Below are 23,872 nucleotides of genomic sequence, written 5' to 3'. Positions count from 1 at the left end.
TATATTGAGTTAAAGGAGACTGAACACCCATGAACGCAGCCACTACCCGGACGACATTACAGGTTGACGATTATTTGGATCTGCTCAATCTTGCCGTAAAAGTTGGAGATTTGAAATGGCAAAAGGAAATTAAATCCAGACTTCAATATATACTCTGCCTGCAAACCAGATAGCTGACATGCAGATTGCCGCATCCCCGTATTCCAGGGATGCGGCTTTTTTATTGCTCGCATATTAAACGGAACTCCGCCCTCTGCATCGGCGGGACTTCGGATGTGTAATAATATATAATCAGCTTAATCAGCTGAACCATAGTCCTCTAGAACGGAGAGTGCCCTATTTGAAGAAATATATCGCCTTGTTCCTGATATTCAGCATGCTGTGGATGAACGGAGTTCAAGCCGCCTCCCTTCCTGCACAGCAGGGTTTAGTTACCGATGAAGCCGGCCTGCTTACTGCACAGGAAGCGGCTGCAATTGCTAAGACTGCTGCCGGAGGGCCTTATACCTTCCACGTTTTGACCATCGATTCTCTGGAAGGGGCTGATGCTACCCGTTATGCCAGTGATGTCTACGATGCCTGGGCGCTAACCAGCCGGGATATTCTGCTGCTGATCTCCTCAGGAGACCAGCAGGTGGAGCTGAATTTCATTAACCCCGGGCTGCAGAATGCGCTGGACAGCTGGTCAAAGAGCCAGGGCGGGGGCACCGGAAGTCCGGCTATTACCAGTGTAATCGACTCCTATTTCATCCCCTCCGCCAGAGCAGGCGACTTTGCAGGAGGGATCCACGCCCTAATCACCGAGCTGCAGTCTCTGGGCAGCGCGCCAGGTAATGGAGGCGCTGGAGCCGGAAGCACGGGCGAAACCTCCAGCGGCAGCGCCGGAGGGACTGCCGGATCTGGACCCGGCACGGACAACGGGACTGCGGCCGGTAATAAGGGCCAGAGCGGCGGCCTTCCGCTGCTGACAATCGCCGCAATTGTTGCAGGCGCCGCGCTGCTGGCATTCGTATTGTTCGTGCTCTATACCGGACTGCGCCGCCGTAAGCAGCTTGCCGCCCAGCAGGAGCAGCTGGCTGATTTGCTCGTGCGGACCAACCGCGCCATGGAGTCATTGCAGCCGTTCCAGGGTATCGTCCAAGGCAAAACCGGAGAAATGGTTGACGGCATCTCCAAACGCCTGGATGCCCAGCTCGTGAACATTTCCGCGCTTCAAAACACCGGTTCTTCACAGCCGGCATTTTACCAGCTGGCTGCGCTTAAGACGGCGATTGCCCAGGCTGAGCAGACAGCAAACACGCTGCTCAGCTCGCTTGCCGAAGAAGAGCGGCAAATTGCCGTTATCAGTGATGCCGACCGTAATGTTAAGCAGCAGATTACCGAGCTCAAAAAGGATGCTCCCGGGCTTGAAGGCCAGTTGCAGGATGCGGTTAAAGAGACCGGTTATGAGCTGCCAGAAATTACCGAGGATCTGAAAGAGCTGGCCGAAGCAACAGCCCGGGCGGATCAGCTCGAGCTCTTCGATCCGATTGCCGCCCAGGACATTACAGAGGAGGCACAGAAGCATCAGGAGAACATCGAGCAGGATCTGCGTGATGTTGATGTCTACAGCGACAAACTGCATAGCTTTCCCTCCGTCCTGGCCGCTGCACGCACGAAGCTTGAGGGATTGATTGAACAGAACTCCCTGCATAATATGAAGGTCAAGCCTTATGACAGCCTTGAGCAGGCCCGCAGAGCAGCAGAGACGCTGGAAGCGCCGCTGCGTCTTGGAGACATGGATCAGGTCCGCAGCATTGCCGCTAACATGGACACACTGCTTGCCGAGGCTGTCGCCATGACGGAACGGCAGGTACTGATCCGCCAGAATAACCTGCGCGATCTGGAGACGGTCCGAAGCAGCTGGGATGGGCTGACCCGGCGGCGCAATGAACTGCAGAGCCGCCTGGCCGAAGCAAGATCCCGGTTCGCAGAGCAGCATCTGAGCAGTCTGGCTGAGATACTGGATGCAACCGGCGCCCGCCTGCGGCAGGGAGCGGGCGAAGTTCCGCAGATCGAAACCTGGACCAGTGATGAGCGCGGTGAATATGACAATGCCCGCAGCGGGCTGGACCGCCTGCTCGCCCTGCAGGAGGAAACCTCCCGCCAGTTTAACAGTGTATCGCAAAGCCTCGATGAACTGAATGAACGGCTGGAGGCCGTAAAGCGGATCTTCCTCGAGGGCCAGGGACAGGCAGACTCGGCGCAGCGGCTGCTGGAGAGCCGGGGGTTAGCCGGCCGCAGCCGCTTCGAGGTGAGCCTGCTGCCGGAATATGGCCAGCTTGAGTCACGGCTAGCCGCCCGTCCATACAATCTCGATGATTTAGAAGCCCTTGGACGCTCCTATGCTTCACAGATCTCATCGTTTGCCGAAGAGGCGAACCGGCTCGTGCGGCAAAAGGAAGAAGCCGAGCGCCAGGCCCAGCTGGCCATGATGCGTGAGCGCCAGCTGAGAGAGCAGGCCCGCAAACGGATGTCGTCCGGTCCGCCCTCCTCCGGCGGCTTCGGCGGAGGGCGTTCCTCCGGCGGCTCCTCCTGGGGCGGTGGCGGACGCTCATCCGGCGGTTCCTCCTGGGGTGGCGGCAAATCAGGCCGGAGTTCCGGCGGCTCCAAGTGGTAAGCTTCCGCAGGAATTGAAGCCTCATATAGCAGAAGAACCCTCCCGCCATTATTGGCAGGAGGGTTCTTCGCGTTAAACGTCTATTGCTGCTGCATCGCCGCTATGAAATCTCCAAAAGCCGCAGACAGTCCCCGTTCCTTACGGTAGATTAGCTGGATATAGAACTTCTCCTGCTCCCCTTCTAGAGGTATTCCGATTAATGCCCCGGAGTCAAGCTCCTCCTGGGCGGCATAACGGGGTAAAAAGGCCGTTCCCCAACGATGTTTCACCGCCTGCTTAATACCTTCCAGATTCCCGAATTCCATATCAATCCTCGGTGTTATACCGGAATGCCGCAGCTCCTGAAGCAGCTGCCTGCGGTACGTGCAGGTCTCCTCCGTCAGCACCAGCGGCTCCCCCGACAGTGCAGACGGGGCAACTGCCGGTTTAGCTGCCAGCGGGTGCCCCGGATGGACAACCACGAACAGCTGCTCCTGACGCAGCGGCAGCGAGACAATCTCTTCTGATTCATATGGAACATCAAAAATCAGCCCGAAATCAGCAGCCTTCTCTTTGACATCCGCAATAATCTGAACCTCCGAACCGGGCTGAACACGCAGCTGGACCCCAGGATGCTGCTCCCTGTAGCGGTGCAGACGGTGCGGCAGATAATAGGCAGCCAGCGTTTCGATCGCACCAATATTGAGCATGCCGCTGTTACCGCCGGAGACAGCGCCCTTCGCCTCCCCGCTCAGCTCCAGCATCTGCCTTGCATAGGGAAGCAGGCTGTTCCCGGCAAAGGTAGGGATCATTCCCCGGCCGGAGCGTTCCAGCAGGACCGCTCCGTAAAGCTCTTCGAGCTTGCTAATCTGAGCCGTCACACTGGATTGGGCATATCCCAGCTTTTCTGCTGCCCGGGTATAGCTTCCACAAGACACTACTTCACAAAAGGTCCGCAAATAGGTGAGTTCCATACTATCCCCCAACTATCAAAATTTTCGATATTTATAATGAATAACTATAGATAACTATAATTATAAATCCGTAATACAATAAAGCAAAGCCCAGCTAATATAAGGAGGACGTTTAATGAATATCCGAGCAAAATCACAGGTTCTATCCACTCCGGCAGCCGCACCCGCCGAGGCGGCAAATTATTTCTCTGCCAAAGGCTTATTTGAAACCGATGTAGCCGATGTCGCTTACGATCTGCGTGAAGGCATAACCGGCTTTACACTGGTTGATGTCCGCGATTCTCTCGCTTATGAAGCTGCCCATCTGCCGGGCGCCGTTTCCCTGCCCTCCGGCCGGATAAACAGTACTACCCCTCCTCCCTTTTCCCGCGAGGAGGTACTGGTAGTCTACTGCTGGGGGCCTGCCTGCAACGGGGCCAGCAAAGCGGCTGCCAGACTTGCCAGCCAAGGCTACCAGGTTAAGGAGATGCTCGGAGGGATCGAGTATTGGCGGAAGGAAGGCGGGACTCTGGAGGGCAGTCAACGTGAAGAAGCGCCTCTTTACTACACTATGCCGCCCCTGTAAATCCTGGGCACCGCAAAAAGACTTTGCTCCAGAAGGAGCAAAGTCTTTTTCAATACGCAGTTTTAAAGTTTTAATGAGGGTCCCCATGCTCCTCGTCCAGAAACGGCTTGTTCACGTAATAGTACATGACGCCCATCAGAACACCGCCGCCGATCAGATTTCCGAGGGTAACCGGAACCAGATTATGCACTACACCGCCCCATGAGATCGTACCGGGATGATCCAGCACAAGCGCTATAGCGAATGTACACATATTGGCAATGCTGTGTTCATATCCGGAGATAAAAAAGCAGAAGACAAACAGAACCATGGCGAACATTTTAGCTCCATCGCTTTTCATGGACATCGGAACAAAAAACGCCAGACAAACCAGCCAGTTACAAAGAATAGCCCGGAAAAACAGCTGAAGCGCCGGAGCCTCCATCTTATGGGCTACGACATTCAGCAGAAATCCGTTTACGCTGGAATCATAGAACAGCCCGGTCAAAAAAATCAGCAGCGCAAACGCCGTAGCCCCGAGGATATTCCCGATATAGCTGATTACCCACATCCGGACAACCTCTGTCCACTGCATTTTGCGCCTTAATGCCGCGTACGTGTAATAAAAGGTGTCCCCTGTGAACAGATCGCCTCCACCATAGGAGATCAGGATGATCGCTGCCCCGAATGTGATCGCAGCCATCGGGTACGTCATCGGCGATTGCTCCATGTAGAAGAAGTTTCCTGTTTTAAACGCTACAATGACACCGAATCCGATGAACATACTGGCCAGCATCGCCCTGGCAATATAGCGTAAAACACTTTGCCGATAAATTTTCTGTTTCTTGAGTGCCAGTTTTTCAACCTGCAGCAGTGCCTCGTTCTCCATGTGACCTCCGCTTACGTCCGTATTTTCAGCAATAGTTGGGGCTGCACTGCAGCCTTCGGGTTATTATACCCAATAAACCGCTGGAATTTACTTGAACCACGGAAGCGCAATAAAATTACTTTCTATTTGGAGAGAACCCACACTCTTTCGTTAGGTGTCATCTGCCGGGTCATTCAGCTTGGCAATCGCCTCTGCCTTTTCGCTGCTGGCTACGACGATGAGCACAAGTATCAGGCATCCCAGAATCATCCGCTGCACCCTCACTTCCTTCATATGTCGGCTTAGTAGTCAACTTATGCCTTGGGGCAGGGGATTATGAGTGGTGTTTGTTTGCAGTGATAGCTGTTAGTCAGCCAGAGTACCAATGTAATAGCTAATGGCTTTGAAATTCTGATCATAGAAGATGATAATGTAATCCTCGGTTAGTCCGGTTAAAGCTTCTTCGGTCTCATAGGATAATCGGATAAATGGATAGCTGCTTGTACGGCTGTACGCATTTAAATGCTTTACTACATTTTCTGGTCTGAAATCCTGGACTGTCCCAAGCTCTGATCTGGATGTCGTTGTAGCATATACCGCCTCAGGATGGGCTTTTTTATAATCCTCAAAAATGACGTAGTCTGCGCGGCTGCCATTGTTATAATCCCGTTCCAGACTTACTCCATCCTTAATCTGAACCGCTGATCCGTCCCATACCGGAGCGGTAACAGTGAATTCTACTTGTTGCGTTGCATACCGTATAGGCTGACTGTTCTTGTCGTATAGCACAACCGTTGCATAGTGATTTCCCTGCACACCTGTTACAGGCAGATAATCATAGCCGTGGAACTTCTGCTTGCCGTATACACTTGGAACAGCCAGGTCTGCGGCAGTAATTGGGCTGTCAGTAATATATAGAGAAATACTTTCGGCTTCACTGATTGGATCCACAGTATATGCGGTTAGAATTGAACCATTAAACGTCATGTACGGCGGATTAATCTTAGTCGAGGCCAAGGGCAGGCTGCTGCCCAGCGGACCTGAGCTTTTCTTAATTTCAAGCTGGCTTAAGGCATTCTCCAGCGTTGTTTTCCTGCTCTGGCTGATCTGGGCTTTGAGGGAATCACTAAGCAGCGAATATGCCCGTGAGGCTCTCATAATGACACTCTCTTCTTCCAGCACGGGTTTACCCCATATTTCATCAATCTTTTTCTCTGCGGTTTCAACCGCCAGTTCATCACTCTGTGTGACTTTGCCCTGGTAATAACTGAGCGCCTGCAAATCCTTGTTATAGAAAATGATTGTATACTCCTGCTCATTATAGGTTTTATCGTTGCCGTAGGTTGCAAGTACCAGCGGAATATCGCCTGTACCTCCTGCAGATCCTGCACTACTTATTAAGGAAGTCGATTCTGTCAACCGGATAACCTTGTCCGTGTACAAATTATGCGAACCTCTGACGAGAGCATCGACTTCAAGCTGAAAATTATTATTCATATAATACTTGGGGGAGATCGTGTAATATACAGCATTGCCGGGCTGATCCCTCAGAGCATAGGTGACATCCACGACATCGGAATAGTAAGTTCCGCCCATACTGCTCGGGTTCGACTCAACAACTACCTTCTCCTGCTTAATCGTTACACCGGTCTCCAGCTTTACAAAATTCTTTGAAACGGAGACAAACGCTGGCTGCAGATTAACCTTTTGCGAATAGTAGCCTAGTGTTTGGTCATGCGCATTTAATATAACCGATACATAATAATCACCTGCCGCCGGTACAAATACGCTAGGCACATCAACCTTGACATGTGAATTATTCGGATATGAATACGTAGGAGAAGTAGTAAGCGCCCGTCTGTTCTGCAGCACCCATTTCAGGTCTCTGGAATTTATCGGGGTTGTAGTTACATAATAAGTAGCATACGTTCCGTTCCCAAACATGGAGGCAGGCAGTGCACTATAGTCAAAGTTCAAGTAGACGCCATTCGTTACGGAAGTATTCGTAACCGAAGCAACATGAATATCAAGCAGTGGGATATCGCTGACCGGCAGCGTCGGCTCCGGAGTCACTACTGGCGCTGCTGTTGGCGATACTGCTGGCGTTGCTGTTGGAGTTGGCGTTGCTGTAACTGAACCGCTTCCGCCGCCCCCGCCTCCACCACCGCCAACCGCTGCTGCTGCAGTTGCGGTTGGTGTCGGACTTGCGGACGGTGTAGCTGATGCCGCCGGAGTTGCCGTTGGCTGAACGGCATTGTATTGAGCAGCTGCACTATCAATCAGTGTCAGGGATTCTGCCCGGGTCAATGCCTGCTGAGGCGCAAACGTGCCGTTCGGGTAACCTTTAAGAATCCCAGCTGCAACCGCTGCTGCAACACTGGATTTGCCCCACTCGGCAATTTGCCCGGCATCGCTGAACATCTTCAGATCATTTATATTCCCACCCGCAAGCTTCAGGAGCTTGCCTACGACTACAGCCGCCTCTTGGCGGTTAATGGGATCACCGGGACGTATGTCATTGTTATAGCCTTGTATGTACCCGGCTGCAACCGCTTTCGCAACTTCACTGTAAGCCCAATTGGTTGAGGCCACATCGGCAAAGCTGATCTTGCTTTCCGCAGTGAACGCGAATGCACGATTGACCAGCGTCATGAACTCTGCACGTGTGATACTCTGATTGGGCTTCACCGATCCATCCTGAAATCCTTTCAGATCACCCTTCTCCAGCCAAGTTTCAATCGTTTTCTGGGCCCAGTGTCCTTCATAATCTGTGCTGCCGCTTTGCGCCCCTGCTGCTCCCATGGATCCTAGAAGCATACTGACACCAAGTAACCCTGTCATTATTCCCCGAAACTTCCTGCCCATTAATACAGCCTCCTGTATGCTGCTCACCCTGTAACAGCCTTAATGTAATACCTGCTCCTACTATGCTTATCTCATAATCAAATGCATGTAAAGCATTACCATAATATCCTATATGAAAATATTAGTAAATTAGATATATTCTCAAAATAATAACAGAATATAAAAAAAATAAGCCCGCCGGGATGGTCCGGCGGACTTGACCTCATATTAAAGCTGCTTGCTCCGTTAGTTCAAAAAGCTGCTAAGCTCGCTATCTGTACCCGCTTGCTTCAGCGCCTGCGGCTGGGAACCTTCGTTCAGTCCGAGCCGGTTGTTCAGCTGCGTATTGATTGTCGTCATCTTGGACGTATAATCCTGGCAGCTCTCGATAATCCGGCGGTTGGACTGCTCAGACGTATCTAGGGCACTGAGCAGATCGCCGATCGCCTGATTCACGGCTTCAAGAGACATCGAAGGCTTGGACAGCAGCTCTGTGGTCTTCTCGGTTGTAGTGCGCAGCAGACGCGCATTCTCCTTGAACTGGTCCTCAATTGTTTTGTTCGTCGCTTCCACAGCAGAAATGACATTCTCCTGATCCGCCAGAGACATGGCAATCATCGCCGACACGGTGATCAGGTTGGAGGTTTTATCAATCGCGTTGTTAACGGAATCGATAAGTTTGTCATTATTGTCGTTGATGATATCTGTAGCGGCAATCGCCTGATTGTAGAGCAGGATCATCTCGGTCATCGACTGGATCCGGACCATGACCTTGCGCAGGCCGCGCTCCAGATAGGCTTTGCGGAACTCATTCTCCGGTTTGGCGATTTCAACCTCGAACAATTCCTTCAGCTTGTTGCCGAAGGCGATTTTGGTCTGCAGATTGTATATCTCCTCCATGGAGGTGCGCTTCAGCTGCCGCATATTGACGATGCTCTCTTCGAGCGTGTCGCGGCCGTCACGCAGACCGGTAACAATGGCGTCAATATTCGTGCGGACGGACTGATATTTGTAGACGTAATTCTTTAGCGGGCTTTTGCGGAGCACTTTGCCAAAAAAGCTGACATTCTTGCTCTGCTGCAGCGTTTCGCATTCATTGCGCAGCTTCATAATCATATTCGGCACCTCGACACGTTTGCCGGACATCAGGTCATTCACCGGGCGATCCAGCAGCTTCAGGGTTTGGCCAGCCTTTTCCTGAGTCTTTACCCCCAGCTTGCCGATATCGTCCATTAAGGAATCGAGAGCTACAGTATCCGTTTTTGCTACCTTTTCAATTAATTGCGAGGCTTCCTCGACTACCTTCTGCTCATCTTCTTTCTTGAGCTGCATCAACTGCGTGGACATGGGTTTCCCTCCTATAATTCGGAACTGCTGTAGCGCTGATGAATCAGTTCCGCCTTGGTCTGAAGTTCCATCAGGTCTTTATGTTCGATCGTGGAGGCGATATCCGATATTTTGGAATCAACATCCCGCAGACCGTTCAGCAGCATTCTCCGGTTTTTCGTCTTCGCTTCGCCGCCCAGCCGCAGGAACGGATTGATCACCCCGTTCAGATCCTTCAGAACCAGCCTGCGGACGGTATGGTTAATCTCACCGTTGCCCAGCTCTTGCAGCAGCGGAAGAACACGCTGGATTCTTGCGAAGAGCGCCAGTGATTTCTCGACGATCTCATTATCCAGGGTGTCCTTCTGGCCTTCCGAAATAATCATATCCTCCAGAATGACCAGATACTCTACAACCGGAGCAAACTCTGCTCCGATCTTAATCTCGGCATGCCCTCTGCCGGCTGCATCAGCTTGTCCAGCTGTATCCACGCCTCCGGCTGCCGCTTCCCGCGTGACAGGGCGGCCGGCCGCAGGTGCCGGCAGAGCTGCTGCCGGAGCCTGTCCGGCCGGAAGAACCTCCGCAGGGAGGTTAACCCGTGTGCGCTTGCCGCCCCAAAGGCCGGCCGCAGCTCCGGCCACCGGCAGCAGCAGGGAGAGCAGCTCCGGCAGGAAACCGCTGGTTAATACCGCCACTACATATCCGGCAGCCGCGTACAGTAGTACTTTTGATTTTGAATTCATTATTCTCACCTCTTGCAGGCTTCCTGCAGTTTGCTTAATTCACAGCGTCTTGAATGGTAGATTCAGCAAATCTTTTCATAATCATCGGCTGTTCCACATGGCTTGCCAGGACATCCTCACCGAAGCTTACAGGCTGGACCTCACCGCCGAGCGCGCTTTTGACCGCCAGGTATGGAAAGTTAATGCCTGACAGACAGGAGACATGCAGACCTCCCGACATGCGGGGGTTGATCTCCAGCAGCTTAGGAATGGAACCGCCATACTTCATCTGAATATTAAAATTGAACGGAATCCGGTACGTTTCAGCTACCCGTTCAGCGATAAGCTCCAGCTCAGGAATATGCTCCATCACCCGCAGGCGTCCGGTATCCTTACGGCGTGGCACTGCCGCCAGCAGCCCACCATTCTCATCGGCCAGGCAATCTATACTGTACTCATATCCTTCGAGCAGCTCCATTACCATCAGGTCGGGGAAGGTTTCTGCGCCGGATAGAACGCGGTAGGCTTCATCGAAGGAAATATGCTGCGTCACATAGCCGAACAGCTCCTGCAGAGGACTGCGGCTATTGTTGATAATCCGGAAACCTAACCCCCCTTCGGTTTCGGTCGGCTTGAAGCAGACCCGGAGCCCCTTGGCTACAAGATCCTCATATGCCGTCTTGAACTGTTCCGCAGTATGGACTACATGGTATTCAGGGATTTCCATAATTCCGCTTTCCTTAACCTTTTCATAGAACTTGCCTTTATCAAGCATCATTTCCAGCAGGTCCAGATCACGGCATACCAGCACCTTCGTACCGATCGCATCGAACTGCGACGCATGCAGGGCGATATCCATCATATGCAGGCGGGGAATGAAAATATCAATCTCATTACGGCGGCAAAAATCGATACAGAACTGTACGTATTCAATGCCTGTAACAGCCGGTTCGGTACCGGCGACATCGGCGCCTTGCAGCGACATATGCCTGATATCGGGGTGGGTAGCAAAGATTTGTACAGGAACACCATCCTCGTTATTACGGATGAGATTCATATAATGATAAGCCACGGAAAACCAGCGGTTGAAATAAATATTTACCTTCTTCACTTCAGCCCAACTCCCAATGTCGATAGATTGTTATAAATCTCCCTTACATATAACATAATCTCATCCCCGGCAAAAACACCTTTCTGCTGCGTAAAAGGATAGTTTAATTTTACTTGAGTCACCTGCTGCTCGGCAAATATTTCTCCATGGCATGGAGCTATGGCATAGTCGGCACTTTCCAGCAGACTCTTATCCAGCAGCGAATCGCCCGAAGCTACCATGGGCTCCGAACGGACGGTGCGCCGCACATGGATGATGGCATCGCTTTTGTTCACTGCCTCCGGCACTATGTACAGCTTGCGGCCCTGTAGAGAAACTCTCCAGCCCAGTCCGTGCAAACGCTCGGACATATGGTTAATCTCATCCAACGGCAGAAGATCCCGATATACCATATACGTAAAGAACAGCTCGTCACAGTAACGCTCGCTGATAATCCAATCTGTTCGCACTACAGACCGGACAATCTCCCTCACTTCTGCTGCCGCAGCAGAATTCTGTTCCACCAGCCTGCCGATATGACTCCGCCACTCTTGATCGATCACTCCGCCCACAAGGATATTGCCGCCGTTGCTCGTGACCGCATAATCCGGGATAAGCGTCTCCTGGAACAGGTTAATCCGCTTGTATTCCGCTATGGTGCGTGTAGTTACCGGCATGAAAACAACGTTCGCCGTAAGCTCCTGAAGCAGCTCCAGAGCCTTACGGGAAATATACGAGGTTGTTTTCCCTTCAATGATCTCAGCGGGCACAAGACCCGGGGTATCCTCGGGGACGTGGAGCGCGCCAAGCGAATAAATCAGCGTCCGGTCCAAATCGCTGGCATAGATCATTCGGCTTCCCCTCCCTTGAGCGGCTTGATGATGCCGCAGCAGGAATAGGCCAGCTCCGGGTATTCTTCTACCGGGACCCCGCGCTCTTCTGCAAGCAGCAGAATATGGCGCAGATTCGGATTGCTCTTAGTATCGACAATAATCTTCCAAGGCACTCTGCGCAGCAATACCCGGGTGGTTTCACCTACACCAGGTTTGATCAGATTGATATTGTCCATCCCGAACTTCTCCTGAAGGGTCTGTATATCACGCATTCCCCGCCAGGATACCTCCGGCGGAGAGGCCTGCATCTCCTCAGCAACGGCAACCGCCTGCTTCCTCACAGAAGCAAAATAAGGAGTAATCGCCCCGATGAATACATTGGAATAGTCGTTATCCAGCCATTCTCTGTAGAATTTGGCTCCATGAAAGTCTCCCGGGCCAATAAGATCATCCCGCTGTACCGTACGGCTCAACAGGCCTGACACCGTTGAATTGAGGCAAGCGCTGGGAATCAGATAATCTTCTCTGGTTCCATAAGTTCCTGAACAGTGTCCGGGATCAGCCAGCACAGCGAGATCATCGTTCAAGGCAATGCCATACTTCTTATGAAATCCGGCGCAGGATTCCATAAGAACACGGGTAATTGCCCCCTTGCCTGTCCAGCCATCCACGAATTGCAGCCCGGCCCCTGCCCCATGCTGCTGCAGGATGTAGAGGATGGCATTTTCGTCCAAGCCTTTGCCGCGGATAATTGAGACGCTGTAGTGCGGCAGTTCGGCTCCATAGGTTTCGGCGATGTAGCGTTTGATCAGCACACCTACCGGCGTTCCGGCCCGGGCCAGGGAGACAAGCACGGTACCCTCCGTTCCACGCTGAGCTACAATCCGCTCGGAGACTACCGCAACCGCCAGGGCCACCTTCGCTGCAGATTCCCGCAGCGTCTCCTGAAACAACTCAATATACTGCTCCGTTGGCTGATATTCCACCGGCAGCATCTCGGAATAACTCACTCCAGACTGGATTGCCTTCTCCCGCTCCGCCGTCCCCAGCTCCAGTGAAATATCGCTGAGGTCCTTCAGCAGAAAAGTAACGTCTGCCGGGGGATAGCTGCCCATAGGAACCGGAGGTGCTATTCTGTGGCGCATCACACGCGCCTGACTATCTGTCCCCTTCATCTGCCGCGGCCTCCCCTTCTTGCTCAGGAGCCAGTACGATCAGATGCACTTTGCTGCCCGCCAATCCCTTTAGAATATCTGTCATCAGCTTAATGCGCTGAGCCGGCACTTCACGTTCAAGGAGAACAAAAATATCATCATACTGGCCGTGATCCACATTATAAATGTAGTTTGTGATTGCAGGATCACCGGCTGACGGATAGGCGTACGCGCTGTGCACCCCGTAGTCCGGCCTGCGCTCGGGATGAATCGGGCTGCGGGTAGAGGACTGGTAGGATACCCCCTCCCCCATCTCCGCAGCAATCCGCATCGGCAGATACATGAATTCGCCTACGCCCATCACCAGTGTGCGGCTTCCTTCGCGCAGGTTGCGCAGCTGGTCCGCCACCCTTGCAACCTCCTGATCTATTGTCACATTATCGGCCGATTCGAGGCCGAAACGTCCGCTCAGCTTCAGGTAAGGTGAGCGATTGATCTCCCCGCAGGAATCAGTGGAGCTGACCATCAGCCGCTCCAGCCTGTCTCTTACGTAAGTAGTCACTACCGGCACTCCCGTGTCAGCATCCACCCGGCCTTTGCGTCCGTCCGCCTCAAGGAGAGGCACCCCTTTTACATCAATCGTTCCCTGCAGCAGCGATAAGGCCCTGATCTTGATGCCCAGCTCCTGCTCCAGGTCACGGTACGCTTGAATATTAGCATCACTTCTCCAGTCCAGCAGCGAGGCCACCACATATTCCCTGCGCGGAAATTTAGACTGGATATCACGGATGGTGTTAATGGCCGTATTCCCGGTCGTAATCTCATCATCCACCAGTACAACCGGCTCTTCCCCTGACAGCAGGCCAGCATTCAGCGCATAGCAGAGATGGTCAACCGCATGGGAATGCTCTTCTTCAAAGCTGACGACCGATTCCATCTCCGGAATATCCTCACGGGTAGTATGAATATATGACGCTCCGCCGGCAAACATGTTGTACATACTATGGCCCAGAGCGGTAGCCGTCTCAGCAAAACCGATAAAGACAACGGGACGCGGAAGCGTGAGCCGTGCCGCCAGCAGTTTCCGGTAAGCCTCTTCCGCATAGTGCGGATGAATCAGGCCGTGAACCGCCTGATCCAGCAGCCCGTCCATCGTATCACCGCCCGCCTCACCGCCCATTTCGCGGTACAGCAGCAGTCCCAGTGCAGCTCCGCTAAGCAGCGGAGTATAGGGGTTCACCGGAATATGCTTGCCAAGCACTTTGCTGACAAAGAGGAACGAACGTTTTTTATTTATCCGGGCTGCCATTGAAAATAATGATTCCACCGGCATATGAAAGGGGTTGGATGTTTCGGTTACCGTAACCTGCAGATTTTCAACAATATTAAACGTGTGAATATTCGTTCTCGGGTAGTAAGAAGGTAAAATGCTGTTGTTCATGTAACACCCCGTATACTTGAGATCGTAGTAAAATACGTTTCGCCCAGTTCAGATGCGGCTTAATTTCGTTCATTTTGTTAAAATATTCACTTTTAAATACACCACGGCTGCCATCATTGCTCTCCACAATACTTAATGCATCCACGTACTCCTCATGCTGAACCGTGTACAACGCCTGGACAGGTCTAAGCTGGGAAGGATGAATGATTGTTTTGCCTATGATGCCGTTCTCTTTATCCAAAGTGACTTCACGGATCAGACCCTCCATCGCTCTGGAGAAATAATTATTCCTGTGTCCCTTATTGCCGAAATATTCCCACACGGGGCCTGAAATGACATAGCCCTCTTCCACCCGTCCGAATACATTGATGATATCCGAGATGCAGTCACGGATGGGGGTAAGGTCATAGATACTGATATCCGGGCTGCGGCGTAGTCCGAACAGGCTGGAGAAATCAGTTGCCCCGATTCGGACATTCAGCACATAATCGCGGTAATCACCGAGCAGATTGCGGATATTCAGCAGGTTGTCAATCCGGCTCTCCCGGTAAATAATCGGGGCGCTCTCCAGAATCGGCATGCCGTACAGCACGGGTGCAGAATAGCTGCGCGAGCTGTTATAATCGGCAATGGCTTCAAAGAAATCCACACCGTTCTCTGCTGAGAATTTGGGGAAGACGAAACCGGTCAGCATCGTAATCAGAGAACCCAGCCGGAAAATCAGCTGCTGCAGCTGTTCAGGGCTTCGGACCCGGATAAAAATCAGCGGAAGGCCGTTCTCAGCTTCAGGCTCATTCTCGGTATAGGCGGATAAAAAGGAAAGATGCCTAAACACCGACTCCTCAGCGAAACAGACCTCTCCATCACCAATGGCATCCTCCAAATCGATGATTACCGTGACCAGACCCGCTCCTCTGAGCTTCACAATATCTTCGGCAACGCTGGCGCGGGTAGCCGGCATATAGAGGGCTGCGCCAACGGCATAGGCAAGCAGTTCCTTACTGGTTCTATGATTGAATGTAACAGGCGGAGAGTAGAATAATGACGTTTCTTGTTCCTGAGTCAGGTAATCGAAATATTTCAAAGGCGGTTCCCCCTAAATCAATCCTTCTATTTCAAAAAAAGAATAGCCTCTCCTTATAGAGAGCTGCAGACCGGTTAAGCCGTCCTATCGGGGACGGCTTCCGGCTTTCTCCAATACAAGCAAAGGCCAAACTGCTACATATACGATTACCCGGGAGGGAGCACTCCACCTTCCCTGTGGAGGTAGCCCTTCCTAGAAACTGCTGTGACTTTTAGGCTTCCTTGTCGATTTCCTTCTTTTTCTTCGCAGAACTGTACAGAATAGTACCCACAAAGACCGCAATCAGAATGGTAAAGAACACCACATGCGGCATTTCAAATCCAAAGGCTCCGGCCAGCATCTTAGCGGCAATAATGGCAATGAGCAGGAATGCAGCCTGCTCCAGCTCCGGGAATCTGGCAATCAGCTTCAGGAACACTTGGGCTACGCCACGCATCATGAGTACGCCGAGAATACCGCCCAGGAAGAGCACCCATACTTCGCTGCTCAGACCGAAGGCTGCAATAACACTGTCAATACTAAAAGCAATATCCATTAGTTCAACAAGGAGTACCGTCTTCCAGAAAGAGGTGCCTTTGTTCTCCGTATGCCCGTCTTCACCGCCGCCTTTAAATAATCCTTTATAAGCGATGTAAAAGAGGTACAGGGCGCCCAGAACTTTGACGAGAGTAAATTCAATTAAATACGTCCCAAGGCCAATGGCCAGGAATCTGAACAAATAAGCTCCCAAAATCCCGTAAAACAACGCCTTCTTCTGCTGCTCCTTCGGCAAATGCCGGACCATGACCGCAAGTACAAGCGCGTTATCGGCAGAGAGCAGCCCTTCCAGCAGAACCAGACTGCCGATAATTCCCCAGCTCACCGGGTCAGAAAGCGTTCCGGCTATATCACTCCAGGAAAAGAAATGTCCATAATTATCACTGATGCTTCTAAAAAAATCACTAAACCAATCCATCTCGCTTTGCGCCTCCGGAAAAATAAAATTATTTGCTGCCCGCTACCCAGCGCAATCCCCATCCATAGGCCTGATCCATATCCCTATGGCCGCTGAAATACTGCACGAGCCGCTCAATACTGAATGTTTCATCACCGACGTTCTGTATAAGCGCAATCGCACACATCCCTTTGCGGTTGTTATGCTCGTCCAGATTCACGATAATATCCGGTCCATCGCCTTGATGAATCGTAACAACACCATCTGCTTCAGACCAATGGGTAACTCCCTGATAGATAAAAGCAAAGATCAGGACCCGCCTGATCTCGGCAACCCTGCTGCCGTTGATCCGCAGATTCTCGCCTGATTTCACGGAGCCGGTGCGGTCATCGCCATCCAGCATCACATAAGGCGGCTGCTGAAGATTGCCAAAAGCATTACCCAGTGCCTGAACAACACCTTTTCTTCCATCCTTCAATTCATACAGGCAAGCGAGATCTAAATCTACGCCGCCCTTGCGGCCGAACAATCCTCCGCCTTGCCGCTGGTTCCAGTTCAGATTAATAAGCACTTCCCCGAGACCGGCGGCAGATTTCTTCAGATTAATCGAATCGCCTTTTTTCTTCAGTTCAATCTTCTTCAGATTGAGATAAAGCGCTGGCGCGGGGGCACTGTCCGCCAGGACTGGCGGTACGTGCGCTGCCGGAGATGGCGGAGTAGTCCCCGACCTAGAGGCTGGCTTCGGCTCAGGGGATGGTCCCGGACCCTTCGGTTCAGGAGAAGCAGGCTCGTCCTCCACCTCAATGCCATAGTTCCCGCATAACGCCTTAAGCCCGCCGTCAAAACCAGCTACAATAGCGCTGAATTTCCAATCACTGTTATATCTATATAATTCCCCTACTACAACAGCCGTTTCCACAGAGAAATGATTTCCAAGATTACATCGCATGATTTCTTCCCCGGTTGCCCGGTTCAGAATCCGGCAATGAGCATCTCCCATTTGCCCGAACATCTGATTTCGGCTCTCACCGTTATAAAGTGTAATTGCAAATGCGATCCTCATTGTTTCAGTGGGGACCTTGTCCAGTTCGATATCGAAATGCTTTAGGCCGCTTGATTCGGCAACCGGTATATCCTTATAGCTGATATAAGGTGTAACAGGATTATTATAAAAGATCAGATCCTCATCGCTGCTTACTTTTGCCTGTGCTCCCAGTAAAAAAGCAGAAGCATCAATTTCCATTGATGCCGGAGCACGCCAGCCGATCTCTACGGTGAGAGATTTAAGTCCGGGGTTCCCGCGGGTCAGATCAATCTTCTGACCTTTCACTGCTTCTACGCTCATTGGTTAAGCCACCTTTAACCTTTAACTAATAGCTTTTACTGTATAAAAAGGGCAGGATCACTGAGGATCCCGCCTTTGAAGCCGACTAATGCTGCTATTGCGCATCCAGCCCATAGTTTCTGCATAATGCGCTGAGACCGCCGGTAAAGCCGCTGCCTACCGCCTGGAATTTCCAGTCCGCACCATGACGGTAAAACTCGCAGAATACAACTGCCGTCTCGGTTGAAAAATCCTCGCCGAGATCATAACGCAGAATTTCGCGGTCATTACCGGCATCGACTACACGCACGAACGCATTGGATACCTGTCCGAAATTCTGGCCGCGTGCTTCATAGTCATAAATGGTTACCGTAACCCCAATACGCTGGATATGTGCGGGCACTTTGCTGAAATCGATAAGCACCTGCTCGTCATCCCCATCGCCTGCACCTGTACGGTTATCGCCAGAATGCGTTACGGAGCCTGCGCCACCGTTCGGGTTGTTATAAAATACGAAGTCATCTTCACCCTTAGCCTTGCCGTCCTCATGCAGCAGGAATGCTGAAGCATCCAGGTCAAAGTCTTTGCCTCCGCTATATTTGTTCGTATCCCAGCCTAGCCCTGCTACCACTTTCGTCAGACCCGGATTGGTCTTGGTAAGATCGATCCGCTGTCCTTTGGAAAGACTGATTGTCACTGGCTAATACCTTCTTTCCTGATTTATTGCAATCCGTAATCGCGGGTAAGGCCAGCCAGGCCGTCCTTGTAGCCGCTGCCAATTGCGCTGAATTTCCATTCGCCGGCATTGCGGTACAATTCGCCGACAACTACGCCGGTTTCAATGGAGAAGTCTTCCCCGAGGTCGAACCGGATCAATTCCTCACCGTTGGCTTCGTTCAGGATACGTACATACGAGCGGGATACCTGTCCGAAGTTCTGGCTTCTTTGCTCAGCTTCATAGATGGTGATCGTGAAGGCAATCTTCTCCACGTCAGCCGGGATATTAGGAAGATCCACTTGAATCTGCTCATCATCGCCTTCGCCGTCGCCGGTACGGTTATCTCCGGTATGAATTACCGAACCATTCTCATTCTGCTTATTGTTGAAGAAGATGAAGTTGCTCTCTTTAGCAACCTTGCCGCTTGCATTGGTCAAAAATACGGACACGTCAAGGTCAAAATCCTTGCCGCCGTCATATTTGTTGGTATCCCAGCCGAGACCGACCGTAATCTTGGTCAAGCCCGGATTGGATTTCGTCAAATCAATCTTTTGTCCCTTAGATAAATTAATCGCCATAAGTAGAAACCTCTCTTCTATTAGATTTAGATGTATCGTTCAGCCAGTTGATTAATATGTGCTGCATGGGATCCTTCACCGATCGCCGCGAATTTCCATTCCTCGCCATGGCGGTAAAGCTCCCCGCAGATAAGCGCCGTAAAGCCTGTGTAATTATCCGTCAGATTAAACCGGACCAGCTCGCCGCTGCCTGCAGCATTCATGATCCGGATGTACGCGGATTTGATCATTCCGAAATCCTGCTTGCGGTTGACGGCATCATAAATATTAACAACAACCAGAACCTTGTGCACATCGGAAGGGATCGCCTTCAGATTGACCATGATCTGTTCGTCGTCTCCATCACCGTCACCGGTCAGGTTGTCCCCGGAGTGAACAACCGAATTGTTCGGATTCTGTTTGTTGTGGAAGCATACAAGATTTGTTTTATTGACCAGCTTGCCGTTCTCACTTAGCAGCAGTGCTGAGGCATCGCAGTCCACATTCGCCTGTTTCTTCACACCGAAGAACCCGCGGGCAGGCTCGGCGGGGTCCCAGCCCAAACCTACAATGACATTCGACAGCCCGGCATTACCTTTAGTTAAATCAATCTTCTGACCTTTTACCAGATTAATTCCAGCCAATTTCAAGTACCTCCGTTTCCGAAAAGAATCACAGCCTGTAAGTCTAGCATGAGGATGTTATATCAGTGATACGGTCAAGAACCTGTTTCGTTTCATCGAATTAATGGCAAATATCCAGCAGGCCTTAGAGGCTGAATTCGCTTGGACTGAGTCCCAGCACACTGCAGATATTCCGTACAACAGCCTTTTCTTGCTCATCAAAATCACCGTCAGCCGCCCCGATGGCAGAGCATACGCCTACAATGACGCGGCCGATTTCCGGTTTGCCGCTAAATTTAGCGATAGACTTGAGCGCTTCCTGTTTGCCGATCTCCGGGGAGAATTCGAAATTGCTGACATAGAAGTTAAACTGGGTAATGACATCTCTCATATCAAATACCTTGAGTTCGTTACTGAGGTTCATGTATCCGGCCATTTTGTTCTTCTCAGCCTCTTCAATCTTGCCGTCTGCAGCAGCCACTAAAGCGCAGCCCGCAACGACCGCATTCATGAAATCTTTATTTTTAAATTTCTTAACCTGTTCAGTCAGTCCGCTTTTAGTTGTGTTCAGCCAATTTTTAAATGTGCTCATCGTATTCTCCTTCTATCATTATAAGTTATGATAACTAAAGATATTAGAGAGCCTCCCCTCCGTCTTTCGACAGATATCTGGTGTATTCATCGACACTCCCGCCTACTCTTCTAATATAACCGATTGAAATGTAATATTCTAGTTTGCCAGATTTTCACAGAACCTTCGACAAAAATTCCCGGGTACGCTCATGTGACGGATTGCCGAACAACCGCTCCGGCGCATCTTCCTCCACAACAATCCCCTGCTCCATAAACAGCACCCGGTCCCCTACTTCGCGGGCAAAGCCCATCTCATGGGTAACCACAACCATAGTCATTCCCTCACGGGCCAAATCCTTCATTACGGCAAGCACTTCGCCGACCATTTCCGGATCCAGCGCCGACGTCGGCTCGTCAAAGAGCATGATCTTCGGCTCCATGGCAAGCGCCCGGGCGATCGCTACACGCTGTGACTGCCCCCCGGAGAGAGAAGCGGGGTACATCTCTGCCTTTTCGCTTAAGCCTACCTTCTGCAGCAGCTCCAGTGCCTTCTGCCGCGCCTTGTCCTCGGGCCACTTACGGACCTGCATCGGTGCCAGCATAATATTCTCGATGACCTTCTTGTGCGGAAACAGATTGAACTGCTGGAACACCATTCCAACCTCTGTACGGATATCGTTAATCCTTGTGCTTTTGGCCATCAAGGAAGTGCCTTCAATAATGATATCGCCGTCCTGCGGCTGCTCCAGCAAATTGAGACAGCGCAAAAAGGTCGATTTGCCCGAACCCGAAGGTCCGATTACCACCACAACCTCCCGGCTGTGAATATCCACGTTAATATCCGTCAGCACCCTGTGGGCTCCGAAGGATTTATGCAAATGTCTGACCGAGATAATAGGCTCCATATGAACTTACACCTTCCGTTCGATATAATTGAGCAGCTTGCTGAGGGAATAGGTAAGGATGAAATAGATCAGGGCAGCAGTCAGATACGGTTCCCAGATCCGCAGATATTGGCCCTTCATCGTGTTGCTCCAGTACATGATTTCAGGGGCAGCTACCAGCGCCAGCAGAGAGGAATCCTTGACCAGAACAATAAATTCATTCCCGAACGCCGGAACCATCCGTTTGATCGCCTGCGGCAAAATAATAAAGCGCATCGCCTGCCATTTGGTCATTCCAAGCGATAAGGCCGCTTCACGCTGCCCCGGATCGATAGACTGGATACCTGCACGGAATATCTCTGCTGAGTAAGCGGCCGAGTTCAGTGAAAGCGCCACAAACGAAGTCAGCAGCACATTAGTCGTACCGTAAAAAGCAGGAATCACCCCAAAGTGTACGATCAGAATCTGCACATACAGCGGCGTCCCCCGGAAAAAGTTAATGTAAGAATGAAAGGGCCAGCGGAAGATGGCCTTTGGCGCCATTTTGCCGAATCCGATGCCCAGCCCCAGAATCGAGCCGAACAGAATCGAGACGATGGACACGCCGATCGTAAACAGTGTCCCTCGCAATAAAACCGGTAAATAATGAACGATGATGTCAAATCTGAAATCCATAGAACTCTTCCCTTCTCTTCTGCGTCTATCTTTCTCTATTGCTCTCTTCAAAAAAAGAAGCATGCGCAATAGCAATCATTACGCATGCTTTGTTGTTTCCCCGCCTTACTCCGCGCTCAGAAGAGTGGCCGTATCCGGCTCTTCCCCGAACCATGTTTTGTAGATTTCCGCATACTTCCCGTTCTCAATGATCGCCTTGATCGCCGGGTCGAGCTTGGCTTTCCATTCACTGCCTTTAGGATAGAGGATGCCGTAGTACTCGGAACCGAAGTTTTCCTTATCAATAATTCCGGTCAATTTCTCATTCGGATTGTTCTTGATATATTCATTCACGATGGCAATATCCGCTACAACCGCATCGGCTCCGCCGCTGTTCAGCTCCATCAGCGCCACTGCATTGCTGTCAAAGCGTTTCAGGTTGGCGTTGTCGACACCCATGATTCCGCTCATCAGATCATCGGCTGTCGTAGCCCCCTGAACCGCTACCACTTTATCCTTCAGGTCCAGAGCGTTCTTAATGTCACTGCCTTCTTTGACCATGATCATGTTCGTCGATTCAAAATAAGGAATGGAGTAGTCATAGGTTTCCTTGCGTTCATCTGTGATGGATACGGAAGAAAGACCGGCCTGATATTCCGTCCCCTGCTTCACACTTGTAAGCATCGTATCCCAGCCGGTATTGGTTACCGAGTATTTAATCCCCGCTTCTTCCATAACCGCTTTGATGAAATCAATGTCAAAGCCCTTGATGGTGTCCGTATCCATATACTCCATCGGTGCATAGCTGGCGTCACTGGCGAATTTGATCATTTCACCCGCTGCACCATTACTTGCCGCATTGTTATTTGAGCCGCAGCCCACCATCGTTAGCACGAAACATGCAGCTAAAGCTGACATGGCCCACTTTTTCCCGATCCCCATACTCCAATCCCCCCACTGTTTTTGTAAAATACTTAAAGAGATTTTATCAGATTAAAGCAGTGGTGACAATTAACTTTTCTTAATCACGTTAGATTATATGACATATTATCAATGGATTGTAACATTTACTGCCGCCCCCCGCATATGAAACTCCCGGTACACAAAAAAGGCCATCTCCGCAGAGATAGCCTTATAACATCATTGCCGCCCCATAGAGACGGCCGTTTTATGGGTGAAGCCTATAGATTCTTATCCTTTAAAACGTCAGATCACCGTCATAGGAAGCAATCATCCGGTACAGCTCGGGACGGCGGTCACGGAAAATCCCCCATTCAATCCGGCCGACCTCAAGGGCATCCAGATCGAATTCGCTAACCAGTACCGCCTGCTCATCCCGTCCGGCTTCGACAATCTTGTTGCCCTGCGGGCCGGCGATGAACGAGGAGCCGTAGAAGTTAATGCTGGATTCCTCGTCTGTTTCTTCACCAATCCGGTTCGAAGCCACAACGGGGATCAGGTTCGCCGCCGCATGACCCAGCATGCAGGTCTGCCAGTGGTCCTTAGAATCAATGGAGCCGTCCTGCGGCTCTGAACCGATGGCTGTCGGGTAGAACAGAATTTCCGCCCCCATCAGGCTCATCACTCTGGCCGCTTCCGGATACCACTGGTCCCAGCAGACGCCCACGCCGATTTTGGCATAGCGGGTATTCCATACCTTGAAGCCGGTATCACCGGGATTGAAGTAGAACTTCTCCTCATATCCGGGACCGTCCGGAATATGACTCTTGCGGTATTTACCCATTACGGTTCCGTCGGCATCAATCACCGCCAGTGAATTGTAACGCGCATAGTTTTTCTTCTCATAAAAGCTGATGGGCAGCACTACTTGCAGCTCTTTAGCGATCGCCTTGAAATGGTTCACGGCTTTGTTGTGCTCAAGCTCTGTAGCATACGCGTAATAGTCGGACTTTTCCTTCTGGCAGAAATACGGTGTTTCGAACAGCTCCTGCAGCAAAATAATCTGCGCTCCCTGTGACGCCGCTTCTCTAACCAGGACTTCAGCCTTGCGGATATTCTCATCAATGTCGCCGGAACAGCTCATTTGTGTTGCGGCTACCTTTAGTTTTCTCACGTTGTTAGTCCTC

At 51.3% G+C, this 23,872-nt stretch carries 24 protein-coding genes; 3 read left to right on the top strand and 21 right to left on the bottom strand.

Annotated elements, in window-relative coordinates:
* The first annotated feature begins 29 nt into the window (after positions 1-29).
* Positions 30-173 (top strand): hypothetical protein, encoded by a 144-nt coding sequence (locus tag JRJ22_RS01940; protein WP_167347639.1) that lies wholly within the window; start codon positions 30-32, stop codon positions 171-173.
* A gap of 167 nt (positions 174-340) precedes the next feature.
* Positions 341-2,659: a TPM domain-containing protein gene (locus JRJ22_RS01935; RefSeq protein ID WP_206102914.1), complete on the top strand. Its 2,319-nt coding sequence runs from the start codon at positions 341-343 to the stop codon at positions 2,657-2,659.
* Between the two features lie 80 nt (positions 2,660-2,739).
* On the opposite strand, the gene JRJ22_RS01930 is transcribed toward JRJ22_RS01935, so the two are convergent.
* Positions 2,740-3,612, bottom strand: a complete 873-nt coding sequence (locus JRJ22_RS01930; protein WP_206102912.1) for a LysR family transcriptional regulator — start codon at positions 3,610-3,612, stop codon at positions 2,740-2,742.
* A 115-nt stretch (positions 3,613-3,727) separates the two neighbouring features.
* On the opposite strand from JRJ22_RS01930, the gene JRJ22_RS01925 reads away from it, so the two are divergent.
* The gene (locus JRJ22_RS01925) at positions 3,728-4,177 is read left to right on the top strand and encodes a rhodanese-like domain-containing protein (RefSeq protein WP_206102910.1); all 450 of its coding nucleotides are present in this window, start codon (positions 3,728-3,730) and stop codon (positions 4,175-4,177) included.
* A 70-nt stretch (positions 4,178-4,247) separates the two neighbouring features.
* On the opposite strand, the gene JRJ22_RS01920 is transcribed toward JRJ22_RS01925, so the two are convergent.
* From JRJ22_RS01920 to aguB, 20 genes are all read right to left on the bottom strand, one after another.
* Positions 4,248-5,045, bottom strand: a complete 798-nt coding sequence (locus JRJ22_RS01920; RefSeq protein WP_206102908.1) for a formate/nitrite transporter family protein — start codon at positions 5,043-5,045, stop codon at positions 4,248-4,250.
* Between the two features lie 150 nt (positions 5,046-5,195).
* Positions 5,196-5,318 carry a hypothetical protein gene (locus JRJ22_RS29400; protein WP_269751866.1) on the bottom strand — a complete coding sequence of 41 codons (123 nt, stop codon included), beginning with the start codon at positions 5,316-5,318 and terminating at the stop codon, positions 5,196-5,198.
* Positions 5,319-5,390: 72 nt separating this feature from the next.
* On the bottom strand, positions 5,391-7,889 hold the full coding sequence (locus JRJ22_RS01915; RefSeq protein ID WP_206102907.1) for an S-layer homology domain-containing protein: 2,499 nt from the start codon (positions 7,887-7,889) through the stop codon (positions 5,391-5,393).
* Between the two features lie 225 nt (positions 7,890-8,114).
* Complete coding sequence (locus JRJ22_RS01910) at positions 8,115-9,215, bottom strand: toxic anion resistance protein (protein ID WP_206102906.1); 1,101 nt, start codon at positions 9,213-9,215, stop codon at positions 8,115-8,117.
* Positions 9,216-9,226: 11 nt separating this feature from the next.
* Positions 9,227-9,937: a hypothetical protein gene (locus tag JRJ22_RS01905; protein ID WP_206102905.1), complete on the bottom strand. Its 711-nt coding sequence runs from the start codon at positions 9,935-9,937 to the stop codon at positions 9,227-9,229.
* Positions 9,938-9,971: 34 nt separating this feature from the next.
* Entirely contained in the window at positions 9,972-11,027 is a 1,056-nt protein-coding gene (locus tag JRJ22_RS01900) for an ATP-grasp domain-containing protein (RefSeq protein ID WP_206102904.1), read from the bottom strand.
* Positions 11,024-11,857 (bottom strand): HAD family hydrolase, encoded by an 834-nt coding sequence (locus JRJ22_RS01895; RefSeq protein WP_206102903.1) that lies wholly within the window; start codon positions 11,855-11,857, stop codon positions 11,024-11,026. Before JRJ22_RS01895 ends, JRJ22_RS01900 begins: the two co-directional genes overlap by 4 nt.
* Positions 11,854-13,014 carry a cysteine protease StiP family protein gene (locus JRJ22_RS01890; protein WP_206102902.1) on the bottom strand — a complete coding sequence of 387 codons (1,161 nt, stop codon included), beginning with the start codon at positions 13,012-13,014 and terminating at the stop codon, positions 11,854-11,856. Before JRJ22_RS01890 ends, JRJ22_RS01895 begins: the two co-directional genes overlap by 4 nt.
* A complete protein-coding gene (locus JRJ22_RS01885; protein WP_206104940.1) occupies positions 12,998-14,302 on the bottom strand; it encodes a phosphoribosyltransferase family protein in 1,305 nt (434 codons plus the stop codon). Before JRJ22_RS01885 ends, JRJ22_RS01890 begins: the two co-directional genes overlap by 17 nt.
* Before the next feature lie 76 nt (positions 14,303-14,378).
* Positions 14,379-15,518 (bottom strand): HpcH/HpaI aldolase/citrate lyase family protein, encoded by a 1,140-nt coding sequence (locus JRJ22_RS01880; RefSeq protein WP_206102901.1) that lies wholly within the window; start codon positions 15,516-15,518, stop codon positions 14,379-14,381.
* A gap of 211 nt (positions 15,519-15,729) precedes the next feature.
* Entirely contained in the window at positions 15,730-16,473 is a 744-nt protein-coding gene (locus JRJ22_RS01875) for a TerC family protein (protein ID WP_206102900.1), read from the bottom strand.
* Positions 16,474-16,501: 28 nt separating this feature from the next.
* Entirely contained in the window at positions 16,502-17,797 is a 1,296-nt protein-coding gene (locus JRJ22_RS01870; protein WP_206102899.1) for a TerD family protein, read from the bottom strand.
* 94 nt (positions 17,798-17,891) lie between these two features.
* Positions 17,892-18,473, bottom strand: coding sequence for a TerD family protein (locus tag JRJ22_RS01865; protein WP_206102898.1), 582 nt, complete (start codon positions 18,471-18,473; stop codon positions 17,892-17,894).
* 23 nt (positions 18,474-18,496) lie between these two features.
* Positions 18,497-19,072 (bottom strand): TerD family protein, encoded by a 576-nt coding sequence (locus JRJ22_RS01860; protein WP_206102897.1) that lies wholly within the window; start codon positions 19,070-19,072, stop codon positions 18,497-18,499.
* A gap of 26 nt (positions 19,073-19,098) precedes the next feature.
* On the bottom strand, positions 19,099-19,695 hold the full coding sequence (locus tag JRJ22_RS01855; RefSeq protein ID WP_054943215.1) for a TerD family protein: 597 nt from the start codon (positions 19,693-19,695) through the stop codon (positions 19,099-19,101).
* A gap of 124 nt (positions 19,696-19,819) precedes the next feature.
* Positions 19,820-20,266, bottom strand: coding sequence for a tellurite resistance TerB family protein (locus JRJ22_RS01850; protein WP_206102896.1), 447 nt, complete (start codon positions 20,264-20,266; stop codon positions 19,820-19,822).
* 154 nt (positions 20,267-20,420) lie between these two features.
* On the bottom strand, positions 20,421-21,143 hold the full coding sequence (locus JRJ22_RS01845; protein WP_206104939.1) for an amino acid ABC transporter ATP-binding protein: 723 nt from the start codon (positions 21,141-21,143) through the stop codon (positions 20,421-20,423).
* Between the two features lie 15 nt (positions 21,144-21,158).
* Positions 21,159-21,806, bottom strand: coding sequence for an amino acid ABC transporter permease (locus JRJ22_RS01840; protein WP_206102895.1), 648 nt, complete (start codon positions 21,804-21,806; stop codon positions 21,159-21,161).
* Positions 21,807-21,911: 105 nt separating this feature from the next.
* Positions 21,912-22,727 carry a transporter substrate-binding domain-containing protein gene (locus JRJ22_RS01835; protein WP_206102894.1) on the bottom strand — a complete coding sequence of 272 codons (816 nt, stop codon included), beginning with the start codon at positions 22,725-22,727 and terminating at the stop codon, positions 21,912-21,914.
* Between the two features lie 256 nt (positions 22,728-22,983).
* A complete protein-coding gene (gene aguB / locus JRJ22_RS01830) occupies positions 22,984-23,859 on the bottom strand; it encodes an N-carbamoylputrescine amidase (RefSeq protein WP_206102893.1) in 876 nt (291 codons plus the stop codon).
* Positions 23,860-23,872 lie beyond the last annotated feature (13 nt).

It is taken from the genome of Paenibacillus tianjinensis, from assembly GCF_017086365.1.
In the GTDB taxonomy this organism is placed as follows: domain Bacteria; phylum Bacillota; class Bacilli; order Paenibacillales; family Paenibacillaceae; genus Paenibacillus_AQ; species Paenibacillus_AQ tianjinensis.
The sequence above is the reverse complement of the archived record's forward strand: the minus strand, read 5'-3'. Positions and strand labels throughout refer to the sequence as shown.

Coding starts and splice junctions, on each gene's coding strand:
- JRJ22_RS01850 (WP_206102896.1), bottom strand. CDS start 20,266: ATGAGCACATTTAAAAATTGGCTGAACACAACTAAAAGCGGACTGACT.
- JRJ22_RS01870 (WP_206102899.1), bottom strand. CDS start 17,797: ATGAGCGTAGAAGCAGTGAAAGGTCAGAAGATTGATCTGACCCGCGGG.
- JRJ22_RS01840 (WP_206102895.1), bottom strand. CDS start 21,806: ATGGATTTCAGATTTGACATCATCGTTCATTATTTACCGGTTTTATTG.
- JRJ22_RS01875 (WP_206102900.1), bottom strand. CDS start 16,473: ATGGATTGGTTTAGTGATTTTTTTAGAAGCATCAGTGATAATTATGGA.
- JRJ22_RS01890 (WP_206102902.1), bottom strand. CDS start 13,014: ATGAAGGGGACAGATAGTCAGGCGCGTGTGATGCGCCACAGAATAGCA.
- JRJ22_RS01925 (WP_206102910.1), top strand. CDS start 3,728: ATGAATATCCGAGCAAAATCACAGGTTCTATCCACTCCGGCAGCCGCA.
- JRJ22_RS01915 (WP_206102907.1), bottom strand. CDS start 7,889: ATGGGCAGGAAGTTTCGGGGAATAATGACAGGGTTACTTGGTGTCAGT.
- JRJ22_RS01885 (WP_206104940.1), bottom strand. CDS start 14,302: ATGGCAGCCCGGATAAATAAAAAACGTTCGTTCCTCTTTGTCAGCAAA.
- JRJ22_RS01895 (WP_206102903.1), bottom strand. CDS start 11,857: ATGATCTATGCCAGCGATTTGGACCGGACGCTGATTTATTCGCTTGGC.
- JRJ22_RS29400 (WP_269751866.1), bottom strand. CDS start 5,318: ATGAAGGAAGTGAGGGTGCAGCGGATGATTCTGGGATGCCTGATACTT.
- JRJ22_RS01905 (WP_206102905.1), bottom strand. CDS start 9,937: ATGAATTCAAAATCAAAAGTACTACTGTACGCGGCTGCCGGATATGTA.
- JRJ22_RS01940 (WP_167347639.1), top strand. CDS start 30: ATGAACGCAGCCACTACCCGGACGACATTACAGGTTGACGATTATTTG.
- JRJ22_RS01835 (WP_206102894.1), bottom strand. CDS start 22,727: ATGGGGATCGGGAAAAAGTGGGCCATGTCAGCTTTAGCTGCATGTTTC.
- JRJ22_RS01910 (WP_206102906.1), bottom strand. CDS start 9,215: ATGTCCACGCAGTTGATGCAGCTCAAGAAAGAAGATGAGCAGAAGGTA.
- JRJ22_RS01860 (WP_206102897.1), bottom strand. CDS start 19,072: ATGGCGATTAATTTATCTAAGGGACAAAAGATTGATTTGACGAAATCC.
- JRJ22_RS01930 (WP_206102912.1), bottom strand. CDS start 3,612: ATGGAACTCACCTATTTGCGGACCTTTTGTGAAGTAGTGTCTTGTGGA.
- JRJ22_RS01920 (WP_206102908.1), bottom strand. CDS start 5,045: ATGGAGAACGAGGCACTGCTGCAGGTTGAAAAACTGGCACTCAAGAAA.